This window comes from Streptosporangium sandarakinum (genome assembly GCF_013409935.1).
GTDB lineage: Bacteria > Actinomycetota > Actinomycetes > Streptosporangiales > Streptosporangiaceae > Streptosporangium > Streptosporangium nondiastaticum.
The window spans coordinates 718,169-730,722 of sequence record NZ_JACCCO010000002.1 but is presented as its reverse complement, the minus strand read 5'-3'; the positions used below and the strand labels follow the sequence as shown (position 1 = coordinate 730,722).

General features: G+C 74.3%; 11 protein-coding genes. 7 read left to right on the top strand and 4 right to left on the bottom strand.

Annotation, left to right across the window (positions count from 1 at the left end):
• The first annotated feature begins 99 nt into the window (after positions 1-99).
• The 3 genes from HDA43_RS21815 (at position 100) to HDA43_RS21805 (ending at position 2,559) form a co-directional block, all read left to right on the top strand.
• A complete protein-coding gene (locus HDA43_RS21815) occupies positions 100-1,056 on the top strand; it encodes a TIGR03885 family FMN-dependent LLM class oxidoreductase (RefSeq protein ID WP_179824649.1) in 957 nt (318 codons plus the stop codon).
• Between the two features lie 134 nt (positions 1,057-1,190).
• A complete protein-coding gene (locus HDA43_RS35250; protein WP_179824647.1) occupies positions 1,191-1,778 on the top strand; it encodes an ATP-binding protein in 588 nt (195 codons plus the stop codon).
• Between the two features lie 322 nt (positions 1,779-2,100).
• On the top strand, positions 2,101-2,559 hold the full coding sequence (locus HDA43_RS21805; RefSeq protein WP_179824645.1) for a DNA-binding protein: 459 nt from the start codon (positions 2,101-2,103) through the stop codon (positions 2,557-2,559).
• Positions 2,560-2,599: 40 nt separating this feature from the next.
• Here HDA43_RS21805 and HDA43_RS21800 read toward each other — a convergent pair whose 3' ends face one another.
• Positions 2,600-3,172, bottom strand: a complete 573-nt coding sequence (locus HDA43_RS21800) for a PadR family transcriptional regulator (RefSeq protein ID WP_246424481.1) — start codon at positions 3,170-3,172, stop codon at positions 2,600-2,602.
• A 62-nt stretch (positions 3,173-3,234) separates the two neighbouring features.
• On the opposite strand from HDA43_RS21800, the gene HDA43_RS21795 reads away from it, so the two are divergent.
• From HDA43_RS21795 to HDA43_RS21785, 3 genes are all read left to right on the top strand, one after another.
• Positions 3,235-4,416 (top strand): FAD-dependent oxidoreductase, encoded by a 1,182-nt coding sequence (locus tag HDA43_RS21795; RefSeq protein ID WP_179824643.1) that lies wholly within the window; start codon positions 3,235-3,237, stop codon positions 4,414-4,416.
• A 151-nt stretch (positions 4,417-4,567) separates the two neighbouring features.
• Entirely contained in the window at positions 4,568-5,758 is a 1,191-nt protein-coding gene (locus tag HDA43_RS21790; RefSeq protein ID WP_179824642.1) for an amidohydrolase family protein, read from the top strand.
• Positions 5,759-5,943: 185 nt separating this feature from the next.
• Positions 5,944-7,125 (top strand): M20 metallopeptidase family protein, encoded by a 1,182-nt coding sequence (locus HDA43_RS21785; RefSeq protein WP_312873482.1) that lies wholly within the window; start codon positions 5,944-5,946, stop codon positions 7,123-7,125.
• Between the two features lie 163 nt (positions 7,126-7,288).
• Here HDA43_RS21785 and HDA43_RS21780 read toward each other — a convergent pair whose 3' ends face one another.
• Entirely contained in the window at positions 7,289-9,721 is a 2,433-nt protein-coding gene (locus HDA43_RS21780; RefSeq protein ID WP_179824640.1) for a serine/threonine-protein kinase, read from the bottom strand.
• A 350-nt stretch (positions 9,722-10,071) separates the two neighbouring features.
• On the opposite strand from HDA43_RS21780, the gene HDA43_RS21775 reads away from it, so the two are divergent.
• Positions 10,072-10,926, top strand: a complete 855-nt coding sequence (locus HDA43_RS21775; RefSeq protein WP_179824632.1) for a PHP domain-containing protein — start codon at positions 10,072-10,074, stop codon at positions 10,924-10,926.
• A 76-nt stretch (positions 10,927-11,002) separates the two neighbouring features.
• On the opposite strand, the gene HDA43_RS21770 is transcribed toward HDA43_RS21775, so the two are convergent.
• Both HDA43_RS21770 and HDA43_RS21765 read right to left on the bottom strand, forming a co-directional pair.
• Complete coding sequence (locus HDA43_RS21770; RefSeq protein WP_179824630.1) at positions 11,003-11,977, bottom strand: D-isomer specific 2-hydroxyacid dehydrogenase family protein; 975 nt, start codon at positions 11,975-11,977, stop codon at positions 11,003-11,005.
• A gap of 57 nt (positions 11,978-12,034) precedes the next feature.
• Complete coding sequence (locus tag HDA43_RS21765; RefSeq protein WP_179824628.1) at positions 12,035-12,463, bottom strand: ATP-binding protein; 429 nt, start codon at positions 12,461-12,463, stop codon at positions 12,035-12,037.
• Between the last annotated feature and the right edge of the window lie 91 nt (positions 12,464-12,554).

Below are 12,554 nucleotides of genomic sequence, written 5' to 3'. Positions count from 1 at the left end.
TCCTCGTCGAAGATCCTCCGTCCACCAGCATGCGCGACCGGCGCGGGACCGTCACGCGCGGTTTCGCGTGAACCGTCCCGGTTCGGGTAGCCGGGCGCCATGGCGACCTATGGCTTCCACTCATCACACGAGCAGATCCATCCGGCCGAGCTGCTGAAGGCGGTGACGCGGGCCGAGCAGGCCGGGTTCGCGGCGGCGATGTCCTCGGACCATTTCTCGCCCTGGAGCGCGCGGCAGGGCCACTCCGGTTTCGCCTGGTCCTGGCTGGGCGCCGCCCTGCAGGCCACGAGCCTGCCGTTCGGCGTGGTCAACGCTCCCGGCCAGCGTTACCATCCGGCGATCATCGCCCAGGCGATCGGCACCCTGGGGGCGATGTTCCCCGGACGGTTCTGGGCGGCGCTGGGCACCGGCGAGGCGAGCAACGAGCACATCACCGGCGACCGCTGGCCGCGCAAGGACGTCCGTACGGCGCGGTTGCGGGAGTGCGTCGACGTCATCCGGGCGCTGCTGGCCGGTGAGGAGGTCAGCCACGACGGCCTGGTCACCGTGGACCGGGCCCGGCTGTGGACCAGGCCGGAGGTCCCGCCGGAGCTGTTCGGGGCGGCGGTGAGCGCGCGGACCGCCCAGTGGTGCGCGGAGTGGGCCGACGGGCTGATCACCGTGAACGGCCCCGTGGAGACGCTGCGCGAGGTCCTCGGCGCCTACCGCGACGCCGGGGGGAAGGGCAAGGCGGTCCTGCAGGTCCACCTGAGCTGGGCCGAAAGCGAGGACGAGGCGCTGGCGACCGCCCACGACCAGTGGCGGAGCAACGTCTTCGGCCCGCCGGTGAGCTGGGACATCGACAGCGCCGAGCTGTTCGACATGGTCACCGCCGACGTGCCGCCGTCGAAGGTGACCGAGTCGGTCAACGTCTCGACGGACCTGGGATGGCACGCGGCCCGGATCGGCGAGTACGTGGAGCTGGGCTTCGACGAGATCTATCTGCACCACGTGGGCCAGAAGCAGGAGGCGTTCATCGACGCCTTCGGGGCGAAGGTCCTGCCGCAGCTTCCTTGAGTCCGCGGGTGTCGCCGAAGGTCGGGTGAGGAAAGGGGATCCGGACGAAACAGTTGTGTCGCAATCAGTTCACATAACCCGGTCATCTCCTCTACATTGAGGTGTGGGAGCGCTCCCATACAGAGGAGAAGCAGGTGACCCTCCAGCCCAGCTCGTGCGCCGAGCCGCTCGGCCCGGTGTCCGCCCACGGACCCGCCGCCCACGCCGTGCCGGTCCGCGTGGCGTCCGGGCATGCCGTGCCCGCGACTGTCGTGCCCGCGCCCGCGGTCTCCGCCGGCACGGCGTTCACCCGCACGGCCGAGCGCCTGCTGCCCGCGACCCCCGCCAGCGTGCGTGACGCGCGTTCCCTGGTGCGCGACGAGCTCGCCCTGTCCGGGGCCGGGGACCTGGTGGACGACTGCGTGCTCGTCGTCAGCGAGCTGGTCACCAACGCCGTCCGGCACGGCGGCGCGGCGTGCGCACTCAGGCTGCGCTGCGGCGCCGGCCACGTGTACGGCGAGCTGTTCGACCCGGGGGCCGGGACGCCCCGGGTGTGCGAGGCCGACGACGAGGCCACCGGCGGGCGTGGCCTGCAGATCGTCGGCGTCCTGACCGACGGCTGGGGCGTCACCTGGCCGGCCGCCGGAGGGAAGGTCGTCTGGTTCGTCTTCGGCGCGCCCGTCCCGCACCCGCGGACCCCCGGCGCCCCGGCCGCCGGGAGCGGGCCGAACCGTACGGCGTGACGGGCCGGCCGAGAGATGAGGCCGTACGGCGTGACGGACGCGTGCCAGGGCGGGTGGAGTCGTGCGGCGTGGCGGGTGGCACGTCGGATCGGAGTGTCACGTGACGGGTGGCACGTCAGGTGGGGATGTCACGTGACGGGGGACGTCAGGTGGGGATGTCACGTGACGGGGGACGTCAGGTGGGGATGTCACGTGACGGGCCGGACCGGGGGGCGATCGGCGCGGCGCGGTGGTGGAGAGCGCCGAACCGTCACCCTCTTTTGAACATTTCGTTTAAATCGATTCGTTGACAACATGTGGTTGCCGGAGCCATGCTGGTCGCATGTCTTCTGATACCGACCAGTCATCGCAGTCACTCGACCCCTTCACGCCCCCCGATCCGGGGCAGGCGCGGGCGCATCGCGTGTACGCCGCGCTGTCGCGCATCGCCGACCGGCACGCCGCCACCGAGGAGCAGCGCTCCCGGCAGGTCCACCCGTCGGTGCTCGGCCCGCACGAGGCCGTCAGGCTCGTCTCCTTCCTCGCCGCGGGCTCCGCCCTGCCGGAGGAGGGCGAGCCGGAGGTGGACAACGCCGACATCACCGCCGCCCTGACCCTCATCCCGCTGGCCCGTGCGGAGATGGACCAGCTTGAGGCGGGGCTCCTGCAGATGGCCCGGGGCCGCGGTCTCACCTGGCAGGAGATCGCCTTCGGGCTCGGACTGGGCACCTCCCAGGCGGCCCGGCAGCGCTACGAGCGCCTGGCCGGCCGGATCGCCGCCGAGACGGGCGGCTCCGGCTGACCTTCGGCGGCGGGGCCGCCCGCCGGGCCGTACCGGTCGGCTAGGGGAGCCGGTAGTCCCAGGCGAGGCGGCCCGAGCGGAGGTCCTCGGCGAGGCCGCGGACGTAACCGAGCTCCGCGGTGAGCGCGGTCCGCTGGTACTCGCTCTCCACGAGGAAGACGCGCTCCAGGAAGGCCGCCCCCTCCGCCAGCTCCTGCTCCAGCGAGGCCAGCCGGGTCTCCAGGGACGCGACCCGCTCCTCCAGCGCCGCGCGGACCTCGTCGGGCTCCAGCACCGGCAGGAAGGCCAGGGCCGCGGGGAACTCGGGGAACTCCCGGGCGGGGGTGGAGAGCATCTCCCGCATCCACCGCCGCAGCGTCTCGTGGCCCTCGCCGGTCGGCTCGTAGACGGTCCGCTCGGGGCGGTTCTCCTCGCGCGAGGTCTCCCGGACCGCGATGAGCCCGGCGCGCAGCAGCCGGTCGATCGTCTGGTAGACGCTGTTGCGCTGCGCGACGTTGACCACGTCGTCCTTGTGCCGCTCCTTGATCAGCTGCTGCATCCGGTAGGCGTGCATCGGCGCCTCGCTGACCAGGGAGAGCAGCGCCATGGCCAGTGGAGATCGCCTCGTCGACATGCCTGTCATCGTAACGGCGGCCATCCCTGGTCCTTGATAGTCATTTTATGTATATTCATTCCATGACCAAGAAAGCTCTGATCATCGGCGGGGGCATCGCCGGCCCGGTCACGGCCATGGCCCTGCGGCGCGCCGGCATCGACGGCGAGGTGTTCGAGGCGTACGACCGCGGCTCCGAAGGCGTGGGCGCCTTCCTCACGCTCGCGACCAACGGGATGGAGGCGCTGCGCCTGCTCGACCTGCACGACCTCGTCCGCGACCTGGGCATGGACTCGCCGCGGATGGAGATCCTCAACCGGCGCGGCAGGCGGCTCGCCGTCCAGCGCCAGCCCTCCCGGACGATCCGGCGCGCCGACCTCTACCGGGCGCTGCGCGACGAGGCCGTACGGCGCGGCGTGCCGATCCACTACGGCAGGCGCCTCATCGACGCCTCGGCCACCCCGGACGGCGTGCGGGCGGTCTTCGCGGACGGGAGCACCGCCGAGGGCGACCTGCTGATCGGTGCCGACGGCCTGCGCTCGCGCACCCGGACGATCATCGACCCCGGCGCGCCGCGGGCCCGGCACGTCGGCCTGCTGAACGCCGGAGGCTTCGCCCGCGGCGTCACGGTGCCGGGCGTTCCCGGGACGAGCTACTTCATCTTCGGCAGGAGGTGCTTCTTCGGCTACCTGATCCACCCGGACGGAGAGGTGTGGTGGTTCGCCAACCCGGCGAGCCCCGAGGAGCCGACCCAGGAGGAGCTGGCCGCGATCACCCCGGAGCGGTGGCGGGCCAGGTTGCTGGAGCTGTTCGAGGGCGACACCGGGCCGATGGCCGACGTCATCGGCGCGACCCGCCGCATCCTGGGTCCCTGGAACACCTACGACTTCCCGACCGTGCCGACGTGGTTCAACGACCGCATGGTGCTCCTGGGCGACGCCGCGCACGCGACCTCGCCCTCCTCGGGCCAGGGCGCGTCCATGGCCATCGAGGACGCGGTGGTGCTGGCCAGGTGCCTGCGCGACGTGCCCGGTACGCGCGAGGCGTTCGCCGCCTTCGAACGGCTGCGGCGCGAGCGGGTGGAGAAGGTCGTGGCCCAGGGGCGGCGCAACGGCAGCGGCAAGGCCCCGGGACCCGTCGGCGCGTTCCTCCGCGACCTCGTACTGCCGACGATCATGCGGCAGGTGGAGAAGAAGGACATGCTGGCCTGGATGTACGACCACCGCCTCTCCTGGGACGACCCGGTGACCGCGCCGTCCCGCTGAGCGCCCGCCGGTTCCGTGCCGGGGCTCCGTCGGACCCGCCCATCCGGCCTGCCCGGCCCGGCCGTGACACGGGTGCGGCCGTACGACCGGGGAGCCCGGCCGGTGCCCACAATGGTGGGAGAGCGGTCGTGAGGCGGGCGGAGGTGGTCCGATGGCCGGCCTGGAGGACCTGCGGCGGGCGATCGGGGAGATCCCGCTGGTGGACCACCACGTCCACGGGGTGCTGGTCCGCGACCTGCCGCGGTGGGAGTTCGAGGAGGCGCTCACCGAGTCGGACCGGCCGGTGCCCGCCTGGACGACCCGGTTCGACTCACAGCTCGGCTTCGCCGTCCTCCGTCACTGCGCGCCCGTGCTCGGCCTCGATCCGCATCCCGAACCGGACGCCTACCTCGCCCGCCGCGCCGAACTGGGCGCCGAGGAGACCGGCCGGCGGCTGCTCGCCGCCGCCGGGGTGGGCCGCTTCCTGGTGGAGACCGGCTACCGGGCCGATGAACTGCTGGGACCGTCCGGGATGTCCGCCCTGACCGGCCGGCCCGCCGACGAGATCGTCCGGCTGGAGGCGGTCGCCGAGCGGGTCGCCGCCGAGGGCGTCGGCGCCGCGGCCTTCGCCGCCGCCTTCGAGGCGGCCCTGTGGGAGCGCAGCCGTACGGCGCGCGGCCTGAAGACCGTCGCCGCCTACCGCTGCGGCCTCGACTTCGACCCCGCCCCGCCCTCTCCGGGGGAGGTGACCGCGGCGGCCGGCCGCTGGCTGCGGCGGGTCGAGCGGACCGGCGGGACCCGCCTGGACGACCCGGTACTGGTGCGCCACCTCATCTGGACAGGCGTCGGGCGCGGGCTGCCGCTGCAGTTCCACACCGGGTACGGTGACCCCGACCTCGACCTCCGCCGCGCCGACCCGCTGCTGCTGCGCGGCTTCGTGGAACTGGCCGAGCCGCGCGGGATCCCGCTGCTCCTGCTGCACTGCTACCCGTTCCATCGCGGCGCCGGCTTCCTGGCGCAGGCGTACCCGCACGTCTTCTTCGACGTCGGGCTGGGCGTGCACCACACCGGGGCGCGGGCGGCGGCCGTCGTGGCCGAGAGCCTGGAGCTCGCGCCGTTCGCCAAGATCCTCTTCTCCTCCGACGCCTGCGGGCCCGCCGAGCTGCACCATCTGGGCGCCCTGCTGTGGCGGCGGGCGATGACCCGGGTTCTCGGCGGCTTCGTGACCGAGGGGGAGTGGAGCGCGGAGCAGGCGGTTCGGGTGGCAACGATGATCGGCGCGGAGAACGCCCGCCGGGTCTACGGGCTGGGGGACGGCGGATCGGACGGGGCCGGGGACGGGCCGGACGGGGGAGCGGCCTGATCGAGGGCGGGCCGCATCATCCGTGTCTCGCGGGGAAGCGGAATAACTATTAGTGGATTTAACGGACTTATCGCCTGTCTATCTCGGGGAGGAAGCATGTACGGCACCCACGCCCATCGGCCTACGGGAAGCCCGGTAGGAAGCGGGGTGACCGGCTCCCATCGTCCCGGCGCCGGGGAGGCCAGGTGAAGGACGTCCATGAGCGGCTGTACGCCGCGCTTCACGACGAACTCCCCGCCGCCTACGAGCTGCGGAGGGAACTGCACGCCGAGCCGTACCTCGCGGGCACCGAGGAGCCGACGCTCAAGCGGATGCTCGACGCGCTGCCCGGGGACGGCGTCCTGGAGCGGGTGGCCGGAACCGGCGCGATGCTCCGCGTCGGCGAGGACGGCCCGGCCATCGGCGTGCGCGGCGAGCTGGACGCCCTGCCGATCACCGAGGAGACGGGCGTTCCCTGGGCCTCGCGCAACGGTGCCATGCACGCCTGTGGCCACGACGTCCACCTCGCCGCGCTGGCCGCGCTGACCAGGGCCGTCGACCGCGTACGGCCGGAGACCCCGATGGTCGCGGTCCTGCAGCCGCGCGAGGAGACCCACCCCTCGGGGGCGCTCGACATCGTCAAGTCCGGCGCGCTCGGACGGCACCGGATCGGTGCGATGATCGCCGCGCACGTCCAGCCGGTGCTCGCCGTCGGCCAGACCGCCTGCACGCCCGGTGCGGTCAACGCCTCCGCCGACGAGTTCACCCTCACCGTGCGGGGCCGCGGCGCCCATGCCGCCTACCCTCAGCTCGGCCGGGACCCCGTCCTGGCGCTGTCCCAGATCGTCGTGGCCGCGCAGCAGCTCGTCAGCCGGGACGCCGACCCCATGGTGCCGACCGTCATCACCTTCGGGACGGTGAGCGCCGGCACCGCCCCCAACGCCATCCCCGGCCGGGCCGTCGCCAGGGGAACGCTCCGCGCGATGTCGGATACCTGGCGCTGGCGGCTGCAGGACCGGTTCCGTGAGATCGCCGAGGGGATGGCCCGCGCCCACGGCTGCGAGGCGGAGGTGTGGATCGCGCTGGGCGAGCCGCCGCTGGTCAACGACGAACGCCTGGCCGACGAGACGGCCCGGCTGCTCACCGAAACAGCCTGGCACACGCCCGCCATCCTGCGCTCCTGCGGGGCCGACGACTTCGCCCACTTCGCGTCGGCCGTGCCGTCGCTGATGCTCTTCGTGGGCACCGACACGGTGTCGGGGCTGCACACCCCGACGTTCCTGCCGGGGGACGAGACGGTCAAGGCGGTGGCCGAGAGCCTGCTGGCCGCCTACCTCGCCGCGGCCCGCGTCGTCGCCACCGGTGGGAAGCGGCCCGCCCGGAGGTGACCGCCGGGGGATGGGACGGGTCCTTCCCGGCGGGTCCACCCGCGCCCGGCCCGTCGCCGGTGGGAGCCGGCCTGCCGGGTGGTGGCGCACCGGGTGGTGGACCGCTGGGTGATGGCCCGCTAGGTGGTGGCGCACCGGGCCCGAAGACGGCGTGGGGCGGCCGTCAGCCCAGCCTGAAGGTGCTCGCGAACGCGTTGATGTACGAGGCGGCGCCGGACCGCTCCGCGGGGGTGGAGAACCAGAACATCCCGCTGCCGCCGCCGTCGCGGACCACGCACCGGGCGTAGAAACGGTGGATCTGCTTCGGCGATCCCTTGCGCGCGAAACGGAACTCCAGCTCGGCGCCCTTCCCCCCGGGGAAGGCGACCGGGCCCTTCCGTAACTCCCGGTAGGAGCCGCGCGCCATCAGCAGCGGCTTCAGCCCGTCGCGCAGCTCGGCGAGGATGCGTTCCGGGGAGCGTTTCTCCTTCTTCTCCGGGTCGGCGAGGACGCCCAGGAGGCGGACGGAGGCGCTCTTGCCCCTGCCGGACACCCAGCCCACCTGGTCCTTTCGCACCTCCCGGTGCCAGCCCTCGGGAACGGCCAGAGAGAAGCGATGCCTGCCGTCCCGGTAGAGGCGGAAACCCGGCGGCGGCGTGGCGGGGGAGGCGACGGCGGGCTCCCCGGCAGAGGTCCGGTCCCCGGTGGGACTCGGACCCGGGTCCCCGGCCGGACCGGCCGTCCCGTTCGGGGCGGGGCTCACGGCGGGCCCGGCCGTCCCACCCGGGTCCGGCCCGGGTGTACGGCTCGCCGCGGCCTCCGAAGCCCGGCCGGTGGCCGGTCCGGACGTCGGGGCGGCGGACATCACCGACCCCTCGGCGACGGCGGACGTCCGGCCGGTGTCCGCACCGGGGGAGTTCCGCTGGGTCACCACGACCACCGCGATCGTCACCATGGCCGCCAGCAGGACGGCGCCCGTCGCCACGGACACCCGGGCGCGCAGCCGCGCGGTCCCGGCCGCCGCCGACACCAGGGAGTGCCGCAGCGTCGTACCCCCGGCGAGCAGGGCGCGCGACCACGCCGCCACCGCCGGCAGCGGCTCGCGCAGCCGTTCCGGCGCCGTCGTCGTCAGCGCCCGCAGGTATCCCGCGCCCGCCGCCGCGGTCCTCCGCGTCCGCGACCCCGCCGTGGTCGCCCGGGAACGCGAGCCGGGGGCGGTGGCCCAGGAACGCGGCCCCGGGGCGGCGGCCCGGTCCCGCGGCTCCGCGCCGCGCCGGTCCCGGTCCCGCGGCTCCGCGCCGCGCCGGTCCCGGTCCCGCGGCTCCGCGCCGCGCCGGTCCCGTGATCCCGCGATGCCCGGGTCCCGCGGTTTCCCGGTGTCCGGACTCCGCGGCTCCGCGTCGCGCCGGTCCCGCGGTTCCGCGGCGGCCGGCCGGGTGGCCGATCTCGGTTCGCTCGCCGCCGTGCCCTGCCGGGCGGCCGCCCGGCAGGGCACCCGCGCGGCCGGTTCGCCCGTCCGGGCTCCCGCCATCCCGCTGGCCGCCGCACCCGTCCGCGGGGTCGGCGTGCCCGTCCACGAGTCGGCTCCGCCCGCCTGCGTGGCCGGGACGTCGTCCGTCGCCGGGCTCCGGCCGGGACCCGCCGTATGATCCGGGGCCACCGTATGATCCGGGGCCACCGTACGGGCCGGGCTCGCCGTACGGGCCGGGGCCTGCGCCGCGCCGTGCCGTACGGCCGGACCGGGGCCCGTCACCGGGGACGGGACGGCCGGACCGGTCCCGGCGACCGGCGCGAGGAGGGCGAGCGCCTCGGCCGCGGTCAGCCGCTCGGCAGGCTCCTTGCGGAGCAGTCCCTCGATGACCGGACGCAGCCGGCCGGCGTGCTCGGCCGGGTCCGGGAGCCCGTTGATGATCGCCGCGATCGTGGCGGCCGTGCTTCCCCGGGCGAACGGCTTGCGGCCCTCCACCGCCTCGTACAGCGTCACGCCCACGGCCCACAGGTCGGTGGCGGCGGAGGCCGGGCGGCCCGCGAAGCGCTCGGGAGCCAGGTAGGGGATCGTGCCGAGGAGCCGGCCGGTGCCGGTCAGGTCGGTGTGGTCGTCGTCGGCGGCCGAGATCCCGAAGTCGGTCAGCACGGCCTGACCGCTCCCCAGAAGGATGTTGGCGGGCTTGACGTCACGGTGCACGATCCCCGCCGCCTCGGCCGCGACCAGCGCGGCGATCACCTGCCGCCCGATCGCGGCGACCTCGGCCTCGGGCAGCCGCCGCCGGGCCCGGATCGCCCCGGCCAGGGACGACCCCTCGACCAGGGCCATGATGATCCACGGGCGGCCGTCCTCCTCGACCACGTCGTAGACGGTCACGATGCCGGGGTGGTCACGCAGCGCGGCGGCCGTACGGGCCTCCCGAAGGGTGCGCCGCAGCCGCTCCTCGCGGTCCCGCTCGGACAGGTGGGCGGGCAGCGAGACCTCCTTGACCGCCACGCTCTGGTGCAGCAGCTCGTCCCGGGCCCGCCAGACGACGCCCATGCCGCCCGCGCCGAGCGGGGCCAGCAGCCGGTAGCGGCCCGCCAGCGAACGCGAACCTCCCTCCGGGACGTGAGGACCGCCCTCCGGCACGTGGGAACCTTCCCCCGGCACGTGGAGACCACCCGGCTGGGGACCGCCCGGCACTTCAGGGCCGTCCGGCGCGCCGGTGGCGTCCGGCATATGAGGTCCGTCCGGCACATGGAAGCCGGTCGGCACATGGAAGCCGGTCGGCATGTGAGAGCCGGTCGGCACGTGGGAGCCGGTCGGTATGTCGGGGCCGGTCGGCACATGGGAGCCGTCCGGCGCATGAGAGAGGCCGCTCGTTTCGCCGTGTCCGATCCGCATCCCGGTCCACTGCCCGATCTACACGTCTTCTCCCTTATCCGGGACGCACGATTGTCCATGGCGCATCGTCCGCGGATCGCTGGGAAGCTGGCGGTATGCGCATCGACCTGCACACCCACTCCACGGCCAGCGACGGCACCGACTCCCCGGCGGAACTGATGGCCGAGGCCGCCGCGGCCGGGCTGGACGTGGTGGCGATCACCGACCACGACACCACGGCCGGGTGGGACGCCGCCGTGGCCGCGCTGCCCGCCGGGCTGACGCTGGTGCGCGGCGCCGAGCTGTCGGGACGGTGGTACGGCACGGAGCCGACGATGGGACTGCACCTGCTGGCCTATCTGTTCGACCCCGCGTACGAGCCGCTGATCGCGGAGCTGGCCGGGGTGCGCCGCTCCCGGGAGCGGCGGGCCGAGAGGACCGTCGAGCTGCTGAACGCCGACGGCATCGACGTGACCGTCTCCGAGGTGCGCCGGTACGCGGCGGGCGGCACGGTCGGCCGCCCCCACCTGGCGCAGGCGCTCGTCCGGCGCCGCCTGGTCAGGAACGTGGACGAGGCGTTCCGGCCCGAATGGCTGGGCCGCCGCTACCGCCTGCCCAAGGACGACATCGACGTGTTCACCGCGGTCCGGCTGGTGCGCGAGGCCGGCGGGGTGCCGGTGCTGGCGCACCCGAAGGCGGAGGTCCGGGGCCACGCCCTGCCCGACGCGCTCATCGCGGGTCTCGCCGAGGCGGGTCTGTGGGGCGTCGAGGCCGACCACACCGAGCACGTCGAGGCCGATCGGGAGCACGTCCGCGCCCTCGCCCGCGATCTGGGCCTACGGGTCACCGGCTCCAGCGACTACCACGGCACCAACAAGACCGTACGGCTCGGCGCCTGCGTCACCGACCCGCTCGTCTACCGCGACCTGGTCTCCTCCGCCACGGGCACGACCCCCGTCACCGGGGTCTGAAGGGGCGGCGGACGCGGTGCCCGGGAGGGAGGGACCGGGTGGACCCGTCGAGGGTCCCGGGCGGACCCGTCGACGGTCAGTAGCCCGCTTCGGGGTCGATCACGCCTTCCAGGGGCCGGCCGGCCAGCAGGTTGCGCACGTTGCGCTCGACCCGCTCGCTGAGCACCCGGGTGGTGTAGTCGGCGGAGTCGGCGCTGTGCGAGGTGATGAGCACCCGGGGGTCGTCCCACAGCGGATGGCCCTCGGGCAGCGGCTCGGGGTCCGTCACGTCCAGCCCGGCGGCGGAGATCGTCCCGGAGCGGAGGGCCTCGACCAGCGCGCCGGTCCGGATGTGCTCGCCCCGGGCGACGTTGACCACGACGGCGTGCCGCGGCAGCAGCGCCAGCTCGGCGGCGTCGACGACGTACCGCGTCTCGGGTGTCAGGGCCAGGGCGAGCACCAGGACGTCGGTGTCGCCGAGCACGTCGTGCAGCGCCGAGGACGGCAGCGTCTCCTCGGCGCCCTCGACCTTGTCCGGCCGGCGGCGGAGCACCCGGACCCGGCAGCCGAACGGCGCGAGCAGGCGGACCAGCTCCGTGGCGATGCCCCCGCCGCCGAGGATCGTCACCCGGCGGCCGTGCAGGGAACGCGGGTCCGCCGAGCACCAGTGGGGCGTGCGGGCCTGCCGTACGACGCTGCGCAGACAGGCCAGCGTCAGCAGCAGCGCGTGCTCGGCGACCTGCCCGGCGAACGACCCCTTGGCGCAGGTGAAGGTCTGCGGCCGGCGGAGGATCCCGGCCTCGGCGAACTTCTCCACGCCCGCCCAGGGGAACTGCACCCACCCGATCCCGGGATGGTCGTCCAGCATCCGCGCCAGCCCGTCCGGGTCACCCGGCACCAGCCACACGAGCCCGTTGGCCTCGGCGGGCGGGACGCTGGAACCGCCTCCGGCGGTCACGGCCTCGGCGACCCGGGCGCGCAGGTGGTCGAGGGCGGGGGAGTTGGCGCGGTCACCTGCCCCGGCCGCCTCCGGACCGGGCGGCGGCGCTATCGCGATGCGGGCTTCTTCCATGGGGGGACATTCTCCCGCGCCCCGTCCACCGGGCGGCCTCCGGGGGCGGTCAGGCGGTCACGCGTGGGCCGGTTCACGGTCGTTCTCGGCTATCTGGAACCACACCACCCGCCCGGCCTGGTCGTCGCGCCAGCCCCACGCGGTGGACAGCTCCCGCACCAGCCACAGCCCCCGGCCGCCGCCGCAGTCGGCCTGGACATCCGTCCTGAGCTCGGGGGCGGTGCCCGGCGATCCCTCGTCGATCACGTCGATCAGGATCGTCCCGTCCCGGCACATGATGATCAGAGTGACCTTCCCGTCTGGCTGGCGGCCGGAGTCGGAGTGCCGTACCGCGTTGGTCACCAGCTCGGTGACGAGGAGGAGCGCGTCGTCCGTACGGGGATGGCCCGCGGCCTCCAGGAGGTCGCGGACGTACCGCCGGGCCTGCGGAACGGACGCGGCGTCTCCTGGAAGTGCGATGTGCCCCAGCAGCTCGGATCCCTTCACGAAATCACCGTCCCCGTAATGAGCCGGGTCATGTCTTCCAGACGGCTCTCATCATGTGAACGTGGTCACGTAATCCCGGGGGAAACCCGGG